The sequence below is a fragment of the Marinomonas sp. A3A genome (genome assembly GCF_018336955.1).
Classification (GTDB): Bacteria; Pseudomonadota; Gammaproteobacteria; order Pseudomonadales; family Marinomonadaceae; genus Marinomonas; species Marinomonas lutimaris.
The window spans coordinates 1204361-1223220 of sequence record NZ_CP025532.1 but is presented as its reverse complement, the minus strand read 5'-3'; the positions used below and the strand labels follow the sequence as shown (position 1 = coordinate 1223220).

Annotated in this window: 14 protein-coding genes; 5 read left to right on the top strand and 9 right to left on the bottom strand. The window is 43.1% G+C overall.

Annotation, left to right across the window (positions count from 1 at the left end):
• The first annotated feature begins 145 nt into the window (after positions 1-145).
• A complete protein-coding gene (hemE, locus tag CYL31_RS05650) occupies positions 146-1246 on the top strand; it encodes a uroporphyrinogen decarboxylase (protein WP_212917974.1) in 1101 nt (366 codons plus the stop codon).
• Between the two features lie 76 nt (positions 1247-1322).
• Here the strand turns inward: hemE and CYL31_RS05645 are convergent, their stop codons facing one another.
• Entirely contained in the window at positions 1323-1691 is a 369-nt protein-coding gene (locus CYL31_RS05645) for a hypothetical protein (protein ID WP_212917973.1), read from the bottom strand.
• 178 nt (positions 1692-1869) lie between these two features.
• On the opposite strand from CYL31_RS05645, the gene CYL31_RS05640 reads away from it, so the two are divergent.
• Positions 1870-2208 carry a P-II family nitrogen regulator gene (locus tag CYL31_RS05640; RefSeq protein WP_110577288.1) on the top strand — a complete coding sequence of 113 codons (339 nt, stop codon included), beginning with the start codon at positions 1870-1872 and terminating at the stop codon, positions 2206-2208.
• 79 nt (positions 2209-2287) lie between these two features.
• Here CYL31_RS05640 and CYL31_RS05635 read toward each other — a convergent pair whose 3' ends face one another.
• The 5 genes from CYL31_RS05635 to CYL31_RS05615 form a co-directional block, all read right to left on the bottom strand.
• Positions 2288-2998: an ABC transporter permease gene (locus tag CYL31_RS05635; protein ID WP_212917972.1), complete on the bottom strand. Its 711-nt coding sequence runs from the start codon at positions 2996-2998 to the stop codon at positions 2288-2290.
• 3 nt (positions 2999-3001) lie between these two features.
• Positions 3002-3691: an ABC transporter permease gene (locus CYL31_RS05630; protein ID WP_212917971.1), complete on the bottom strand. Its 690-nt coding sequence runs from the start codon at positions 3689-3691 to the stop codon at positions 3002-3004.
• A gap of 75 nt (positions 3692-3766) precedes the next feature.
• Positions 3767-4525, bottom strand: coding sequence for a transporter substrate-binding domain-containing protein (locus CYL31_RS05625; RefSeq protein ID WP_212917970.1), 759 nt, complete (start codon positions 4523-4525; stop codon positions 3767-3769).
• A gap of 76 nt (positions 4526-4601) precedes the next feature.
• Positions 4602-5369, bottom strand: coding sequence for an ABC transporter ATP-binding protein (locus CYL31_RS05620; RefSeq protein ID WP_212917969.1), 768 nt, complete (start codon positions 5367-5369; stop codon positions 4602-4604).
• Positions 5370-5665: 296 nt separating this feature from the next.
• Positions 5666-6685: a GlxA family transcriptional regulator gene (locus CYL31_RS05615; protein ID WP_212917968.1), complete on the bottom strand. Its 1020-nt coding sequence runs from the start codon at positions 6683-6685 to the stop codon at positions 5666-5668.
• 295 nt (positions 6686-6980) lie between these two features.
• On the opposite strand from CYL31_RS05615, the gene CYL31_RS05610 reads away from it, so the two are divergent.
• Both CYL31_RS05610 and CYL31_RS05605 read left to right on the top strand, forming a co-directional pair.
• Positions 6981-11798 (top strand): NAD-glutamate dehydrogenase, encoded by a 4818-nt coding sequence (locus CYL31_RS05610; protein WP_212917967.1) that lies wholly within the window; start codon positions 6981-6983, stop codon positions 11796-11798.
• Positions 11799-11849: 51 nt separating this feature from the next.
• The gene (locus CYL31_RS05605; RefSeq protein WP_212917966.1) at positions 11850-13073 is read left to right on the top strand and encodes an aspartate aminotransferase family protein; all 1224 of its coding nucleotides are present in this window, start codon (positions 11850-11852) and stop codon (positions 13071-13073) included.
• A gap of 55 nt (positions 13074-13128) precedes the next feature.
• Here the strand turns inward: CYL31_RS05605 and CYL31_RS05600 are convergent, their stop codons facing one another.
• Positions 13129-13992, bottom strand: a complete 864-nt coding sequence (locus CYL31_RS05600) for a PhzF family phenazine biosynthesis protein (RefSeq protein ID WP_212917965.1) — start codon at positions 13990-13992, stop codon at positions 13129-13131.
• A 212-nt stretch (positions 13993-14204) separates the two neighbouring features.
• Here CYL31_RS05600 and sbmA point away from each other — a divergent pair, with 212 nt between their 5' ends.
• Complete coding sequence (gene sbmA, locus CYL31_RS05595; RefSeq protein ID WP_212917964.1) at positions 14205-15485, top strand: peptide antibiotic transporter SbmA; 1281 nt, start codon at positions 14205-14207, stop codon at positions 15483-15485.
• Between the two features lie 99 nt (positions 15486-15584).
• Here the strand turns inward: sbmA and CYL31_RS05590 are convergent, their stop codons facing one another.
• On the bottom strand, positions 15585-15794 hold the full coding sequence (locus CYL31_RS05590; RefSeq protein WP_249411705.1) for a hypothetical protein: 210 nt from the start codon (positions 15792-15794) through the stop codon (positions 15585-15587).
• 116 nt (positions 15795-15910) lie between these two features.
• Entirely contained in the window at positions 15911-18841 is a 2931-nt protein-coding gene (gene glnE, locus CYL31_RS05585; protein ID WP_212917963.1) for a bifunctional [glutamate--ammonia ligase]-adenylyl-L-tyrosine phosphorylase/[glutamate--ammonia-ligase] adenylyltransferase, read from the bottom strand.
• Positions 18842-18860: the final 19 nt, after the last annotated feature.

Genomic DNA, 18860 nt, shown 5'->3' with positions numbered 1-18860 from the left:
TCAAATAGCCATTAGCAAACCCTGCCATAGATCAATAATATTAGCCTTTTCAACAACCATCTCATAAATTGTACTTATTCACTCTGCTTTTCCTGCCCAACTTAGGTAAAATGCGCCAACTGAAAATTTATATCGGAGAGTCCTAATGTTTCCAGAGCTCAAAAATGACCGCTTCTTGCGCGCATTACTCAAACAACCAGTCGATACAACACCTGTATGGATGATGAGACAAGCCGGACGCTATTTACCAGAGTATCGTGCCAGCCGCGCCACAGCCGGAGACTTTTTGAGCCTTTGCAAAAACGATGCGTTCGCTTGCGAAGTAACACTTCAGCCACTTAAACGCTATGACCTAGACGCAGCTATTTTGTTCTCTGACATACTCACCATTCCCGATGCAATGGGTCTAGGCTTGTATTTTGAAACGGGAGAAGGCCCTAAATTCAGGCACACGATTCGGAACAAAGCCGATGTCGATGCCATCCCAGTAACGACTGCGAATGACTTAGGTTATGTCATGAAAGCTGTGACTACGATCCGCCATGCCCTGAACGGCGATGTGCCACTGATCGGCTTTTCCGGTAGCCCATGGACGCTAGCAACTTACATGGTCGAAGGTGGTTCGAGTAAAGACTTTCGTCATATCAAAGCCATGATGTATCGCTCTCCTGAAACCTTACACGCGCTATTAGACAAACTGGCTAAATCCGTTACAGCGTATCTGAACGGTCAAATTTTAGCTGGCGCACAAGCGCTGCAAATTTTCGATACTTGGGGTGGTGTGTTAAGCGGCCCTATGTACCAACAGTTCTCTTTGCTCTACATGAAGCAAATCCTAGATGGCCTTATTCGTGTACACGAAGGCAAAAGAATTCCCGTTATTTTATTCACTAAAAATGGCGGTCAATGGCTAGAAAACATGGCCGCAACGGGACCTGACGCACTTGGTTTAGATTGGACAACAGATATTGCAGAAGCGCGTGCTCGCGTTGGGGATAAAGTAGCACTACAGGGAAATATTGACCCTTGCGTACTTTACGCTGGCAAAGATGTCATCGAACGTGAAGTCGAAAACGTATTGTCTGGCTTCGGCACAGGCAGCGGTCATGTATTTAACCTAGGTCACGGCATTCACCAGTTTGTAAATCCTGATCACCCTAAATACTTAATCGATGCGGTTCATGAGTTAGGACAAAAATACCACGAACCTAAGTATGACGACTTAGACGCATTAAATGGTCTTTAAGATCAGGTAACTGACAAGAAATAGTATTTTGTCGCAAAGACCTTTGCCTAAATCCCAAGCAAAGGTCTTTGTAAATTTACGCTACCAAGGTTTCAAAACCCTGTATACATAACACTTCAGCACTCTTCTTCTGTTTTTTCCAAATACCATCTGACGCCATCACTAAACTATCGAAAGCCTCGTTCACATAACAACATATATGATCGATACCACGCCAGTCGAGCCAAGACAACCTTCCTAATACCTCCCCACCAGTAAGTGGAATCAGCACTAACCTCAATTGCAGATTGCTACTCACACCTTTGACTTGATAGCAAGCCACGCTTTGAGGCGAAGACACACTGGATAATTGCACACCCGCTTGATGAGATAATAAAGCGTCTATGTGAGCAAAAAAAGACTCAGAGCCCGCTCTAAAATACTCGCTTGATGTTATTTTTTTCATTTCAAGCACTCCATTCCTGTGAAGATATGTTCACTAAATGTAGATCATAATCATCGAGCCTGTGGCGACTTTTACAATAGAGTGGTATTTTTAGACTAAATAATGCTTTGAAATCTTCACTCGATGTTACAAGCACAGTAGTCGTGCGAAGATTTCTCAATTTATATGGAGAAAAGAAATGAAATTAATTACGGCCATTGTTAAGCCTTTTAAACTTGATGAGGTGCGTGAAGCGCTTTCTGAAATTGGGATTAATGGCATTACCGTCACAGAAGTGAAAGGTTTTGGGCGTCAACGAGGACATACAGAACTTTATCGTGGCGCAGAATACGTTGTCGACTTCCTACCAAAAGTAAAACTAGAGCTTGCGGTCGAAACTGACCAAGTTGAGCGCGCTATTGAAGCTATCCAACACAGTGCAAACACTGGCAAAATTGGAGATGGAAAAATATTCGTTACAGCGCTAGAACAAATCATCCGTATTCGTACTGGTGAAACAGGTGCTGAAGCTATTTAAGCTATCATCAAGACAATAAAATAAAAAAAGAGGCTAATAAAAAGCCTCTTTTTTATTTAAGTACCAATGTCCCACAAAGCTAACCCTTGTCAGGAACCTTGATAGATAACGTGCCCAAATAGCGGTTTTGACGCTGCTCTATTTGGCGAAAAATAGCAATAATCACGATACTAATCACCAAATAAATAGCACCTGCCGCCAAGAAAATCTCCATCGGCGTATAGGTTCTTGCAATGATAGTTCGTGCCATGCCTGTTAAATCCAAAATGGTAATGGTACTGGCTAATGCACTGCCTTTTAGCATCAAGATAATCTCGTTGCCATAAGCTGGTAATACAATTCCAAACGCACGTGGTAACAAGACACGCCGGTACATCTGAAACTTCGTCATGCCAATTACTTTACATGCCTCAACTTCCCCTTGTGGAATTGCCTGAATCGCGCCACGGAAGATCTCAGCCGTATAAGCAGAGGTATTTAGCGTAAAGGCAATAATGGCACACCAAAACGGCTCTCTCAGTATTGGCCATAAGAAACTTTCTCGCACTGCATCAAATTGTGATGCGCCGTAATACACCAAAAAGATCTGCACTAGCAGGGGCGTTCCACGAAAGAAAAAGATATAAGCAAAAGGCACTGCCCTAATCCATGCAACCGGTGAAATCCTTGCTAACGCAATCGGCAAAGCAAAAACACCACCTAGTACAATAGAAATAAGCACTAACTGAAGACTGACCCAAGCCCCTTCAAGTAAACGGGGAAAATATTCAACAACAACTGAAAAATCCATACATTATCCCCTAGTCAAACCACGGCTCGCTCGTTTTTCCATATAGGAAACGAACACCATAGAGATAATGGTTAAAGCCAAATACATAAATGCTGCCACCAAATAAAACAGGAACGCTTGCTTGGTACTGCTTACAGCAATATTTGCCTTACGCATAATATCGTCTAGCCCGACAACAGATACCAAGGCGGTATCTTTTAGCAAAACCAGAAATAAATTCCCTAGCCCAGGCAGTGCAATTCGCCATACCTGCGGCAAAATAATACGGTAGAACTTTCGAATTGGCCCCATCCCTAAAGCGATTGCCGCTTCATGCTGCCCTTTCGGAATAGATTGTAAGGCGCCACGGAACACTTCTGTCGCATAGGCACCAAACGTCAAGCCAAGTGCGGTCACACCCGCTGCAAACGCGCCCACTTCAATATATTCGTCGTAACCAAATAAACCGGCTATCGCCATCAAAACACTGGTGGCACCAAAATAAATAATAAGCACGGTTAGGAGCTCAGGAATACCACGAATAATAGTGGTGTAACCATTAGCGATCCATCGGATAACTGCGATAGAGGATAATTTAGCAGAGGCGCCTAATAATCCCAGAATTAAACCAACAAACAGCGAAGCCAGCGCTAGCTCTAAGGTAACAACAGCACCTTGCAGCAGCTGATCACCGAATCCATGAAGATCAATCATAGTTTTTTCTCAGAGTAAGCTTAAAGTAGGTTTCTCAGCGCAATAGCGCCGAGAAACTCTAAGAAATATCTACACTTAGTAGATAGAGAACGGGAAGTATTTAGCATTGATTTTCTGGTAGGTACCGTCAGCCAAAATAGCATCAAGCGCTTTATTCAATTTCGCTTTTAGCTTGTCATCACCCTTACGAATAGCAATGGCAATGTTGTCAGTTTTCATGAAAGCATCACCTTTGAATTCAAATTTAGAACCGCTTTCTGATGTTTTCAACCAGTTATAAGTTGGCAACTCATCAGATAGAACGATGTCTAAGCGACCAGAAATAAGATCTAGATAAACGTTATCTTGGTTATCGTAGAATTTTAGGTTCGCTTTACCAGCAAAGTTATCTTCAAGATATTGAGCGCCTAGAGTCGCACGTTGCGCACCAATAGTTTTTCCGTCTAGTTTAGCAAGATCAAATGTTTCACCAACGCGACCCATGAAACGCAAACCGCCTGAGTAATATTTATTAGTGAAATCGACAACTTTCAAACGGTCTTCAGTAATAGACATAGACGCAATGATCGCATCAAATTTGCGAACTTTAAGCCCTGGAATCAAACCATCCCAATCCTGAGTTAAGATTTCGCAATCAGCTTCCATTTTTGCACACAATGCGCGAGCGATATCAACATCAAAACCTTGTGGCTTACCTGCTTCATCAATAAAGTTAAACGGTGCCCAAGCACCTTCCGTTACGAAACGAACTTTATCTGCCGCTTGTACAGAAACAGCTGACAATGCCGCTGTTAACAACAACGCTGATCCCAAAACCATTTTTTTCAATTTCATTGTAATCCCCTTAGTGTATTTGTTTATTTAATCATTTTGTCTTTTATAGTTTATTGCTTGAATAACGAAATAATACCTAAAAAACACTGGATAAAAACGCCTTACAGCGTTCTGACTTTGGTGCGCCAAACACTTGATCAGGCGTGCCTTTTTCTTCCACCACACCCTGATGCAGAAACACAACTTCACTAGATACTTCACGAGCAAAGTTCATTTCATGCGTCACAATAAGCATAGTACGCCCTTCTTCCGCTAAATTGCGCATAACAGTCAGCACTTCGCCAACCAACTCAGGATCTAACGCTGATGTTGGCTCATCAAACAGAATGACTTGTGGATCCATTGCTAATGTTCTGGCGATGGCAACACGTTGCTGTTGACCACCAGATAGTTGATTAGGATACATGTCCTTTTTCTCTGCAATACCGACTTTACGCAGCAAGTGTTCAGCGTATTCTGCAACTTCATGCTTAGGACGCTTTAAAACATGAAGAGGCCCCTCCATCACATTCTGTAAAATCGTCATGTGCGGCCATAAATTGAAGCTTTGAAAGACAAAACCAATTTGCTGGCGCATTTGAGTAAGTTGCTTCATATTATTGGCGACTAAGTCTGATTCACCTCGAATCAAATCAAGCTTATTACCATTAAAAAGAATATCGCCTCGAGTAGGATTTTCAAGCAGGTTAACACAGCGTAAAAAAGTACTTTTACCTGAGCCACTAGAACCAAGAATTGAAATGACGTCACCATCGTAAGCTTTTAGGGAAATTCCCTTTAACACCTCAATATCACCAAACGTTTTATGGATATCAATGAGCTCTAACGCCGGGACTTTCGACATGTTTTATACCTTCTTTTATTTTATGAGAAACCATTTCACGACTACTGTGCTTGCCAATACTTTGTTAAAAATAGACTCGAAATGCTCATTTATAACCCATAAACTCTGCTTTCTCGTCTATTTTTGTCTCGTCTTGGCTTCGCTCGTCACGTCGTGCAAAGGTCTCTATGAACTTATTATTTTTGCCGTAATAACAACGCAACTCTTAATTGGCGACTAACTAATCAAACAATCAGCTTACGCAATCAAGTAGAATACAAGAATCACGCCAAGAACAATGTAACCCGTATTTTAAGTTACTTTTTCCAAAGCCGCCTCTTTTTCTTGTCCATTTGGACAGGCGCAACGCTTTTATTATGGGTTTTATTACGTTCTTCTCTTGGCGTAATGCCAAAAAAACCTTTGTAGGTTGTACTAAAATGGGGCGCAGATCCAAATCCACACTCCACACCAACTTCTGTAATTGCTTTATCCGTTTGAGTGATCAATTGCTTAGCATGCTGTAAGCGTAATTCTAGATAATACCGCGAAGGCACGATATCTAAATTGCCTTTAAACAGCCGTTCCAAATGTCGCCGAGAAACACCAACATGATAAGCAATATCGTCAGATGATAATGGCTCCTGAATATTTGCTTCCATTAGCTGAACAGCTTCAACAAGCTTAGGTTGGCCTGAACCAATACGAGCCTGCAAAGGAATTCTTTGCGGATCTTCATGAGTGCGAATACGCTCACAAACAAATTGCTCAGAAATACTACTAGCGAGCGTCATACCATGCTGCTTGCCAATCAGAAAAAGCATCATATCCATCGCCGCTGTGCCACCACTGCAAGTATAACGGTCTCTGTCGACTTCAAAAAGGTGATTGGAAACAATCGTCTGTAAAAATTCATCACGCAAGTTGGCAAGACTACGCCAATGAATCGTAGCTCGGTAACCGTCTAACAACCCTGCTTTCGCTAATAAATAGCTTCCAGTGCAAACGCCACCAAGCCCAACCTGTTTTTTTGCCTGTTTTTTTATCCAATTTTCTAAAGTCTGACTTTCGTTTTTTATCACTGGCGATGCACCACACACAAAAATCGCATCTAAATCGCTTGGAGCATCACTTGTCAGATAGTCTGAAACCGTTGTAACCCCCGTGCTTGAAGGAATTTCTCTTTCTTCATGGCTAATAGTGCAAAAAGAATAAAGCTCTTTTCCTGTCACCCAGTTCGCCATATGCAATGTTTCAATAGCGGAAGAAAACCCCAGCATAGAATAATGAGGCAAAAGCAAAAAACCGTATTTTAATGGCTTTTTACTTGCCTGCATGATTTCTCTTGATGCGAATTCAGTCTTGTACAAAATATTATCCTGCGAACTATAGACAAAAAAGGAGTTTATTTCGTTTAAAATGGATAACAAAGGTTTTTTTCGTATTGAGCAAGGCTTTTTTAGTCCAATTAACCAGACATCGCAACAATATGTCGCAATTAGATAAGTTACCAACTATCAAAGGAGTGAAATTTTCATAATAATCATATCCAGAGTCCAAACCGAATACTTTCGTAAAATTGCATTAACAACTAGTTTTATTAAGAACACCACTCACGAGGGATGAGTTCTAATGACTGATTACAAAAAAAACGAATTAATCGAACGTGTTGAAGTAGAGATAAACGAAAACTTCAGCACTGCAGAAGCGAACAACTTGATTCAACTTACGCACCTCTACTTCCAGGACTCTTTAACGGAAGATTTGGTCAATGAATCTATCGAGAACCTATATGGCACAATTATCTGCCTATGGGATTTCTTACAACAACGCCCAGTCAACCAACCAAAAGTTCGTGTCTACAATCCGAACTACGAAGAACACAGCTGGCAATCTACCCATACCGTTATCGAAATTTTAACGGATGACATGCCGTTCCTTGTTTCGTCTTTCAATATGGCGTTGGTTCGTCTTGGCCACACCATTCACTTAACAGCACATCCAGTTGTTCCAGTTGACCGTAATAAAAAAGGCGAGCTACAAGGTATCAACCCGTCTTCAACATCACACGAAGCCATGATGCGTTTTGAAATCGATCGTTTGTCTGATATCAACTTGCTTGACGAAATTAAAGAAGAGTTACTTAAGAGCTTAGTCGATGTAAAGAAAACTGTCGCAGATTGGCCAACAATGAAAGCCAAACTAAGCGATATCATTAGTGAATCTGAACAACTTACGCATCTTAAAAAGAACGAAGAACATCAAGAAATCCTGGATTTCTTACGCTGGGTTGCTAATGATCATTTCACCTTTATTGGCTTCCGTGCTTACGACCTTTCAGTGGAAGGTGACGAAACACACCTTAAATTGGTAGAAGGCTCAGGTCTAGGGACCTTCCGCGACATCAACGATAAAAAAGTAAAACGCGATATCGTTTTACGAGATAATCTTGCCAAGCTAGCCATTGATAGCAGCAACATTCTAGTGCTAACCAAGTCCACTGCGGTTTCTACTGTTCATCGCCCAGTTCACCTTGATTACCTTGGCGTAAAACGCTTCGACAAAAAAGGCAATGTAATTGGCGAATGGCGCTTCTTTGGCTTGTACTCTTCTGCGGCTTATATTGCTCGCTTGCAAGACATTCCACTATTGCGCAAAAAGCTCAATATTATTGTCGAAAAAGCCAACGTGGACCCAAACAGCCACAAGGGCAAAAACCTTAAACACATTCTAAACAGCTACCCACGCGATGAAATGCTGCAAGCTCCTGTTGATGAGCTTTTTGGCACCATCGAAAGCATTCTTGCCATTCAAGAACGCCGTCAATTGCGTGTATTCCTTCGCAAAGACATTTACGGTCGTTTCCTGAACGCCTTAGTTTACGTGCCTCGCGATCGCTACAACACTGAATTGCGAATGAAGATGCAAGACATCTTGATGAGCGCGTGCAACGGCACCAGCTCTGAATTCAACGTACAATTCTCGCAGCTTGTTTTAGCTCGCGTTAACTTCACCATTCAAATTGCAGATCCTAAGCAAAGCCCAACCATCGATGCAGAAGACATTCAGCGTAAGATGCAAGATGCTATGAGCTCATGGGAAGATAAACTATTAATGGCACTACATAAGAGCCATGGCGAAGAAAACGGCAATATTCTTTTCAACGACTACGTGCCTTATTTACCAGCAGCTTACCGTGAAGATTTCTCGCCGAATGCAGCTGTTCTCGATATTGAACGACTAGGCCAATTGGCAGGTGAAGGTGACATTTCTACACACATTTACCGCCAAGTAGGCCAAACCAAAAACAATTACTTTTTCAAAGTATATGGCGCTGGTACAACGCTTATTCTATCTGACGTTTTGCCTATTTTGGAATGCATGGGCCTACGAGTACTAGAAGCTCGCCCATACGAATTAGACCAAAATGGTGACGGCACAGCGAACACTTGGGTGGTTGAATTTGCCATCAGTGTGGATGCGGATATCAACCTTGATAAAAACTCTCAGCGTGAAGCGTTCCAAGATGCATTCAACCAAGTCTTTAGCCGTCGTGTTGAAAACGACCGCTTTAACGCCTTAGTCCTAAGCGCCTCCTTAACATGGCGCCAAGTTACTATGCTTCGCGCGTTGACCAAGTACTTGATGCAACTTCAAGTGCCTTTCTCTTTGCAGTACATGCAGCAAACTCTAGAGAAAAACGCAGGCATCGCTCGCCTTTTGGTTCAACTATTCGAACAACGCTTCGACCCTAGCCAAGAAGCAAAGCGTGACGAAAAAGTACAAAAGCTACTTGAGAAGATCGAATTAGAATTGGATCAAGTTGCCAACTTGGATGAAGACCGCATTCTGAAACACTACCTCTCTGTGATTCAGGCAATGTTGCGCACTAACTTCTACCAAGCTGGTGCAGAAGGCGAAGTCAAAGATTACGTCTCTTTCAAACTAGACCCAACCTTGATTCCAGCGGTACCACTACCAAGACCGAAATTCGAAATTTTCGTTTATGCTCCATGGGTAGAAGGCATTCACATGCGCGGCGGCAAAGTCGCGCGTGGTGGTTTACGCTGGTCTGATCGTATGGAAGATTTCCGTACTGAAGTACTTGGCCTAGTAAAAGCGCAAATGGTCAAAAACGCCGTTATTGTTCCATCTGGAGCAAAGGGTGGTTTTGTTGCCAAACAATTGAAAAAGAATGCTTCTCGTGAAGAAGTTCAAGCAGAAGTCATTCACTGCTACACCACCTTCATTAGCGGTTTACTAGACATTACTGACAACCTAGTTCAAAACGAAGTAGTTCCTCCTCTGTCTGTACTTCGTTACGACGAAGACGACCCGTACTTGGTCGTAGCTGCAGACAAGGGCACAGCCACCTTCTCTGACTTGGCAAACAGTATTTCTGCGAAATATGGCTTCTGGTTAGGCGATGCTTTTGCTTCTGGTGGTTCCAATGGTTACGACCATAAGAAGATGGGTATCACAGCTCGTGGGGCTTGGGAATCTGTTAAACGTCAATTCAAAGAAATCGGTATTGATTGCCAAACAACTGATTTCACCACAGTTGGTATCGGCGACATGGCGGGCGACGTATTTGGTAACGGCATGTTGCTGTCTAAGCATACTTGTCTGATCGCTGCGTTTAACCACATGCATATCTTCATCGACCCAACACCTGATGCGGCGACGTCTTTTGTAGAGCGTGAGCGCATGTTTAAACTTCCTCGCTCTTCTTGGGAAGATTACAACAAAGAGCTTATTTCAAAAGGCGGCGGTATCTTTAATCGCTCTGCGAAATCCATTCCAATCAATGCGGATATTCGTAAAGCATTGGGTATCGAAGGCAACATCAAATCCATGGCACCAACGGATTTGATCAACGCTATTCTAAAAGCCCCCGTTGACCTACTTTGGAACGGCGGTATCGGAACGTACGTTAAATCGGAAGGCGAATCTCATGCAGATGCAGGCGACAGCGCTAACAACGGACTGCGCGTAAACGGTAAAGAACTACGTTGCAAAATTGTTGGCGAAGGCGGCAACCTAGGTTTAACACAGCTAGGTCGTATTGAATTCGCTCAAAAAGGCGGCTTAATCAGCACAGATGCGATTGATAACTCTGCAGGTGTAGATAGCTCGGATCACGAAGTAAATATCAAGATCCTACTAAACCGCGTGGTCGAGAACGGCGATTTGACAGAGAAGCAACGTAACAGCTTGCTTGCAGAAATGACCGACGAAGTGGGCAATTTAGTATTGCGCCATAACCGCGGCCAGAGTCATGTTTTGTCCTTGGCAAATGCGCAAGCTCCAGTACGTCTAGCAGATCATTGGCGTTTGATTCAATCTCTTGTCCGTGAAGGTCGTTTGAATCGTGAAATCGAGTACTTACCTAGTGATACGCAAATTAAAAAGCGCTTAAACAAAGGTCAAGGCTTAACACGCCCAGAGATTTCTGTACTACTGGCTTATTCAAAAATCAAATTGTCTGAGCAATTAGTAGAAGACGGTATTGGTGAAGACGTCGATTTGACAACTCAAATCAATGAGTACTTTCCAACTCAGCTAACCAAACACTTCGGCGGCCAAATGGCGTCACACCCGTTGATTCAAGAAATCATCGCTGGACATGTGACGAACAACCTAGGCAACCGTATGGGACCAACGTTCAGCACCTACATGCAAGAAGAGACTGGAGCGTCTTCTTTGAACGTGGTGCGTGCTTACATGGCGGCGGAAGACATCTTTGGTATCCCAGCACTTTGGGATGCGATTAACGGTCTAGACTTCACCGTTTCTAACCCTGTATTGAACAGCTTGCTGATCCGTATCCAAGGCCTTCTAGAGCGTGCGACACTTTGGCTATTGCGTAACACTCGCGAAAGCTTATCGATTCAGCGCTTGAAAGACACTTACAAACCAGGTGTTGAAGTAATTCGAGCCAACATGCAGGCGATTTTGACAGAATCTAGCCAAGCACATTTGGCCGATATTGCTGCAAGCCTTGTGGAACAAAACATCCCAGCTGAAGTAGCAGAAAGACTGTCGTCTCTTCACTACCTATTCTACGGATTAGATATCATTCGCGTCGCGGCAAATACCGAGACCGAAGTATTGGATGTCGCTCAAACCTACTTTGCTCTTGAAATGGACTTAGAGCTGCATTGGTTGCGTCATAAAGTTAGCGAGCTATCGGCTGACGATATGTGGCAACGTCGTGCAAAAGCAGGTCTAGGCGACGAAGTGGATAATAGTTTAAGAACCCTCACTCAAGAGGTCATTCAGTCCAGTGTCGATATCAAGAAACTGGAGCAACGTCTGACTCATTGGCGCGAATCAAATAATGACAGCATCAAGCATTACCGCGCGACTTTTAGTGAAATAAAAGCCGAAAGCGAATTAACACTTGCTATGGTAACTGTCGCTATTCGTGAGTTGAGAAATCTGATATAAACCAACTGGTGGCCGCCATTGCGGCCACCTATTTTTAAGAGGTATATAAAAGTGACACAACAAGTAACGAGAGCAACCTTTGATGAAGTAATGGTTCCTAACTACGCACCTTCTGCGATTATTCCAGTGCGTGGCGAAGGCTCTCGCGTATGGGACAAAGAAGGCAAAGAATACATCGATTTTGCAGGCGGCATTGCCGTTACTGCATTGGGTCATTCACACCCGACTCTAGTCAACGTCATGCGCGAGCAAGCTGGACAACTTTGGCATCTATCCAATGTTATGACCAATGAGCCAGCACTACGACTAGCTAAGAAGTTGACTGAAAAAACCTTTGCTGACCGAGTCTTCTTTGCAAACAGTGGCGCAGAAGCCAACGAAGCTGCTTTTAAACTAGCTCGTCGTTACGCGTTTGATAATTTTGGACCAGAAAAACACGAAATTATCGCCTTTTATAAATCTTTCCATGGTCGTACCTTGTTTACCGTTTCTGTAGGCGGACAAGCAAAATACAAAGAAGGTTTTGAGCCAACTCCAGGTGGCATAAAGCATTGCGACTACAACGACATAGAACAGCTTAAAGCTATCATTAGCGATAAAACTTGTGCCGTTGTCATGGAGCCAATTCAAGGCGAAGGCGGAATCATTCCTGCCGACATTGAATTTGCCAAGCAAGTTCGTGAATTGTGCGATCAATACAATGCGCTATTGGTTTATGACGAAGTTCAATCCGGTGTAGGCCGTACAGGTACGCTATACGCTTACGAGCAACTTGGCGTAAAACCTGATGTACTAACAACTGCAAAAGCATTAGGTAACGGCTTCCCTGTTGGTGCTATGCTAGCAACAGAAAAAGCGGCAAAAAGCCTAGCCTTTGGTACTCATGGTAGTACTTATGGTGGCAACCCAATGGCTTGCGCCATTGCCGAAGCAGTAATTGATATCGTCGATACTCCTGAAGTCTTAGGCGGTGTTGCAAAACGTCACGATTTATTTGTTGAAGGACTAAAAGCCTTAAATGAAAAATACCATATCTTTAAAGATATCCGTGGCATGGGTCTTTTAATCGGCGCTGAAGTGATTGACAGTCTTGCAGGCAAAGCGGGCGAAATTGTTAAAGCATCAGCTGCAGAAGGTTTATTTGTACTTGTTGCAGGTCCAAACGTTTTACGTTTAGCGCCATCTTTGATTATTCCTGAAAAAGACATCTCAGACGGCCTAGCTCGACTTGATAAAGCCATTGCGACAGTAATTGCTAACAATAAAGCTGCGTAAGCGAATTAGCACTAGGTAATATGTTTAAAAATCGGACTTCGGTCCGATTTTTTATTTAATCCACATCGATAGAAATAAGCTTACTGAACACCCCTTCCCCACCAACTTGAACCTGGGTTAACACGCCACTTTTTATTGTTAATTGAGTCACTAGACGCGATGGCATTTTCATTGCTCGACCTTGCTCAAAAACAGCCTGCTGATAACCAAAGTGTCGATTCAAATAACAGGCTAGCGCTCCGCTTGAGCTGCCTGTTGCAGACTCTTCTGGAATCCCTACAGCTGGTGCAAAATTTCGACAGCTTGCCGTATAAGGCGCCTCTGGCGGGTTCATTTCAAATACGTGAAATCCGACACATTGATACTGCTGACAAAAATGCGTTATCGCATCATTATCAATTTCAAGGCAATCCAATACACCGTAGGGAACAGGAATTAACACGTCAACCAACCCAGTAGATACGGCTTGAATAGGCAAACCTGATTGGGCGATAAGCTGAGGCTGAAGACCTAACATAGGGGCAATTTGTTCAGCATTAAATTCGGCCGACCAAATTGGTAAACTTTGACTCATCAAAACGTCGCCATTTAAGGCTACTTCAACTGGCAACACTCCAGCTTTGGTTTCCTGCTGATAACTCCCAGCAGAAATATGCTGCAAATAACGTAACAACCAAAATGCACTTAGGGTGGCATGACCGCAAAAATCAACCTCTACAGTTGGAGTAAAAAAAGATAACTGGAAATCCGCCTTATCACTTTGACTAACAAAAGCGGTTTCAGAGACCCCCACTTGCTTCGCAATAGATTGCTTCTGCAAATCCGTTAGTGCATCTGCATATAACACCACTCCTGCTAGATTCCCTCCTTGCCCAGAGATAGAAAAAGCTCGGACTAAATACACATCAACCTGTGCCATATAATTACCCTATACCCTGATTCCGTAACCTAACGCTCTATTATAGTTAAAATGACACTTTATTAATGGATTATCGTCTTTTTTGCTGATTCCTTAGGAGCTGTTTGATTGTGATTATCACTTGACTGGTTTAAGCTCCGATAAAGTGCCATTAAACAATTTAGCGTAAATCAATGGCTTATGAACCATTCAACCTATAGAGCAACCAAACTGTGTTTCAATCTTTCTTTCCTAAACCCAAGCTATTCTTTCTTAGTTTTGCCCTCTGGGCACTTATCTGTGTTATTGGCTGGTATGCAAAAGTCCAAGACTTAGGGAGCATCTTAAGCCTTGGCTCGCTATTTGGCGTTCATTTTCCAGCAGCGTTAGCCGAAGGCGCTGATGCCGCGGCACAAGCCGCCTTTAAGAGCGCACAAGATACAGCATTCGATATTTGGTTATATCAATATATGGCCGTTTGTTATGCCATATTTATTGGCAGCTGGGTCATTTATGGTGGTCAGAAATGGGCTAAATGGTCCGTGGTTGGCTCAGGGTTAATTGTGTTCATTACTTGGTTCCAAGTACAAGTTAGCGTCATGATTAACGAATGGTACGGTAGTTTTTACGACTTAATTCAAAAAGCACTAAGCGCGCCCAATAGCATCACCATAGATGAATATTTTGCTCAACTTTTCACTTTTGCGGGTATCGCATTTGTATTTATTACAGTCGCTGTATTAAATAGCTTTTTTGTTAGTCACTATGTCTTTAGATGGCGTACCGCCATGAATAATTACTACGCCTCTAAATGGCAGCAAGTACGCCACATAGAAGGTGCATCTCAGCGGATTCAAGAAGATACCATGCGCTTCGCTAGCATTGTTGAAACTCTAGGTGTTCGCTTTTTAGACTCTATGATGACACTACTGGCATTCCTACCTGTATTATGGGGACTGTCTTCATATGTGAAAGAATTACCATTCGTAGGCGAAGTGCCGCAAGCTTTGGTATTCATTGCGATTCTTTGGTCTATTGTTGGTACAACGCTTTTGGCTGTAGCTGGTATCAGACTTCCTGGACTAGAATTCAAAAACCAACGTGTCGAAGCGGCTTACAGGAAAGAATTAGTCTACGGTGAAGATCACGCAGACAGAGCTGAGCCAATTAAGCTAGCCGAACTATTCACCAACGTACGCAAAAACTACTTTAACCTTTATGCAAACTATTTGTATTTCAATATCGTTCGATATGGTTACTTACAAGCTGGTGTTTTGGTACCTCTAATCGCTCTCGGTCCATCTATTGTGGCTGGCGCACTTACTTTAGGTATCTTTCAACGTATCAGTAACGCCTTTAATCAAGTAGAAGGTTCTTTTCAATTTCTGGTCAATTCATGGACAACCATCGTAGAGTTATTATCTATCTACAAACGTCTAAAAGCCTTTGAAGCTGCAATCGATAATCAACCTTTACCAGATGAAGACCAGCATTTTATCGAAACAAATAATTAGAGTTTTATTTAAATAAAACTAAAAGGCCCCGCCAGATGCAATCTAACGGGGCCTTTGATTATGTAGCGTTTTTCAAATCAATTGGATAACTTATTAGCATCAAACATTAACGTTGATATTTTGCCCTAAGTTATCTGTCGTGGCATGTGATCCGCTGCTGGCTGCAGGCGTGACATTTTTTGCGGCTTCCGCCAGCAGATCAAGGTTTTGCTTGCCTTCTTGTACCTGAGCAGCCTTAGCTAAATTTGCGCTATAAACTTCGCTTGCATAGCTCATCGCAGGACTACTTACACCATTAATGCTTGGCATTCTTCCTCCTATCAATTGTGAATGGCGGATCGAAAAAACTGATCTATGGGTAAAGTATAGCGGGTGACTGGCTAATTTACGAACACCTTTTTGTAACAAGAAAGCAAAGACAAAGTTTAGATTTTGTCATCATTAACAAAACTTTCCCAATATTGGCTCACCAAATTCTGGTTATCAACCAGAGTATCCTTTTGAACCACTCGGCCTTGTTGCTGCAAGCTCAACCTGTGAGTTAGGGACCGATAAAGCGTATAGGTGTCGGTCATTTTTCCAGCCTGTTCAGCGCCAATCAAACCAACCAAAGCAGCGGCTTCTAGCTGACGAACATTATCTGAAAAACGCATCAGTTCTGGGTATTTACATGACCAAGCCAACACTAAATATTGCACCATAAATTCAATATCAATAATGCCACCAGCCCCTTGTTTCAGATCAAAACCTTTTTCTTTGCCACCAGTATCAAGATGAGCACGCATCTTCTCTCGCATCTTGATGACTTCAGCTTTTAGTAAATCTCGATCTCTAACTGTAGCAATAATCTCTTTACGACAATCTTCAAATTTAGCCAGCAATTTGGGCTCACCAGCCAAACCACGTGAACGAGTCAATGCTTGGTGCTCCCAAACCCAGGCTTCTTTTTGTTGATAATCTTTAAAAGCTTCTAAACTAGAAACCAACAAACCAGAGTTACCTGAAGGTCGTAAACGCATGTCGACTTCATACAAACGACCAGCAGCGGTAAAGCTGGTTATCATGTGAATTAAACGTTGGCCGAGACGCGTATAAAAAGTGAGATTGTCGATACTGCGATCGCCGTCTGTACTACCGTTTGCCTGTGCATCATGGATAAACACCAGATCTAGGTCTGAGTCGTAGCCAAGCTCCCAACCACCTGACTTACCATAACCAATAATCGCCAGTTGTGGAGTGAAAGCAACCTCGCCTTGGCTTACTGGGAAGCCGTGTTTCTTCGTCAAATATTGCCAAGATTGCTGCAACACCTGATCTAAAAGCACTTCTGCCAACCAAGTTAAGTGATCACTCACTTTCATCACAGGCAATATTTCGGTGATATCACAGGCAGCAATACGCAAGATAATAGAACGCCTAAACCGACGCATGGCGTCCATCTGAGCTTCTTCATCGTCTTCAGGTAAACGTAATAATATCTGCTGCAGCTCTTCTGCTAGCATGCTTTTATCTGGTGGTGAAAATAGTGTATTAGCGTCCAGCAGTTCGTCCAGCAATGCTGGCGTTGTCGAAATGGCTTCGGTAAACCACATACTTTCCCGACATAAACGAATAAGGTGTGTCAATGCGGTTTGGTTTTCACACAACAAGACAAGATAAGCAGTACGACGTAACACCGCTTCTAGAATAGGGAAAACGCGCTCTAACACCAAATCTGGATTGGCTTCGTCTGTTAACTTAGAAATCAGAGCTGCTAAAAATACAGCAAGTCGCTCATGACCAATCGGCTGCATAAACACCACAGTGCGCGAGCTAAGCAACTGCGAAATACGTGAAATACTCGCTTCTTGATCTTGCCAAGAGATCAGCTCAATTGCATCTTGTATGGCTTCTCGATCCTCTGGATGCTTAATCAGCAAGCGCCATGTTTCCTGACTTTTAACTTCCTCGCTGCTTTCATGGCCATCATCGATTAATGCAACAAAAGAACGATGTACATTTTTGCGCACCTCCCAAAGGCGTTTATCCAATGCTTCCCAAGAGGGAAAACCAACAATTAAAGCAATGCGAGTTCTCGCGCTTTCATTTTCAGGCAAGAGCTGTGTTTGCTCATCATTCACCGCTTGTAGCGCATGCTCGGTACGACGTAAAAGCAGATACGCCTCACGCAATTGATCCATTTCTTCGACGGGTAAATAATCCTGCTGAGCAAGGTAAGGTAAGACTTTTAACAAGGCTGGTGTTTGCAAGCCTTGATCACGGCCACCGTGTAAAATTTGTAAAGCTTGAGCAATAAACTCCACTTCACGAATACCACCTTCGCCTAATTTAATATTGTGCTCTATCCCTTTACGGCGCACTTCTTTGGCAATCATTTGCTTAAGATCGCGCAGCGCGCCTATCGCACCAAAATCAAGATATTTACGATAAACAAAGGGTTTTCGTAAGGCTTCAAATTCACGAACATCCAAAGCATCACCCGACATGACACGCGCCTTGATCATGGCGTAACGTTCCCAATCTCGGCCTTGGTCTTGGTAATAGTTCTCCAAGGAGTCCATATTGAGCACCAAAGCACCAGACTGACCAAACGGCCGCAAACGCATGTCGACTCGGAAAACAAAGCCATCAGCGTTGACCTGGTCTAGATGCTGAATCAGTTTTTGACCAAGCTTAGTAAAGTACTCTTGGTGAGATAGGCTTTTTTTGCCGCCTTGGGTGTCGCCATGTTCACGAAAGGCAAAAATTAGATCGATATCGGAAGACAGGTTTAGTTCGTTGCCACCCAATTTCCCCATACCAATGACAATCATCGATTGAGACTGACCGTTACTATCCAACGCCTGACCATACAGGGCAAGATAGTGCTGTGTTGTCCATTGCAGACTGGCATTAACACAAGCATCCGCTAAAGCGCTCAAGCGCGATGTTAGCTCGCTCAATGAAAGCCGCTGTTGAATATCAAAGGCAATCAGTCGCACCATCCACCACTGACGATACAAACGCAAACGTTTGATAAAACCGGCTTCATCTAATGGCTCTAGTGATTCTGTCTGGCAAGCACTCGCCTCGCATGAAAAAAATGCTTCGCCAGCCATCAAGGCTTCTTTGGACGGCTTTTCAGGTAGCTTTTTAAGCGCCAACAAATCATCTAACCAATGGGGAAAACGAGTAAATTGCTGATGTAAATAATCACTCAAGATCCACAAGGGTTCTAATATATCAATTTGCTCTTGGTTTAATGAATCAAGTCCGTGTCTTTCTCGAGCATCTTGGACATGCTCCAATAACAAGGCACGAGAAGAGGATTGTTCACAAAATATCGCGTAGTTAGGGTTCAAATGCGGAGGTGTCACTGGGCTTCCTTACAAAATC

Bases quoted from the DNA above. Each gene is read 5' to 3' on its own strand.
- CYL31_RS05635 (WP_212917972.1), bottom strand. From the start codon at position 2,998: ATGGATTTTTCAGTTGTTGTTGAATATTTTCCCCGTTTACTTGAAGGG.
- CYL31_RS05625 (WP_212917970.1), bottom strand. From the start codon at position 4,525: ATGAAATTGAAAAAAATGGTTTTGGGATCAGCGTTGTTGTTAACAGCG.
- CYL31_RS05600 (WP_212917965.1), bottom strand. From the start codon at position 13,992: ATGGCACAGGTTGATGTGTATTTAGTCCGAGCTTTTTCTATCTCTGGG.
- CYL31_RS05645 (WP_212917973.1), bottom strand. From the start codon at position 1,691: ATGAAAAAAATAACATCAAGCGAGTATTTTAGAGCGGGCTCTGAGTCT.
- CYL31_RS05640 (WP_110577288.1), top strand. From the start codon at position 1,870: ATGAAATTAATTACGGCCATTGTTAAGCCTTTTAAACTTGATGAGGTG.
- CYL31_RS05630 (WP_212917971.1), bottom strand. From the start codon at position 3,691: ATGATTGATCTTCATGGATTCGGTGATCAGCTGCTGCAAGGTGCTGTT.
- hemE (WP_212917974.1), top strand. From the start codon at position 146: ATGTTTCCAGAGCTCAAAAATGACCGCTTCTTGCGCGCATTACTCAAA.
- CYL31_RS05590 (WP_249411705.1), bottom strand. From the start codon at position 15,794: ATGCCAAGCATTAATGGTGTAAGTAGTCCTGCGATGAGCTATGCAAGC.
- CYL31_RS05615 (WP_212917968.1), bottom strand. From the start codon at position 6,685: ATGCAGGCAAGTAAAAAGCCATTAAAATACGGTTTTTTGCTTTTGCCT.
- CYL31_RS05610 (WP_212917967.1), top strand. From the start codon at position 6,981: ATGACTGATTACAAAAAAAACGAATTAATCGAACGTGTTGAAGTAGAG.
- CYL31_RS05620 (WP_212917969.1), bottom strand. From the start codon at position 5,369: ATGTCGAAAGTCCCGGCGTTAGAGCTCATTGATATCCATAAAACGTTT.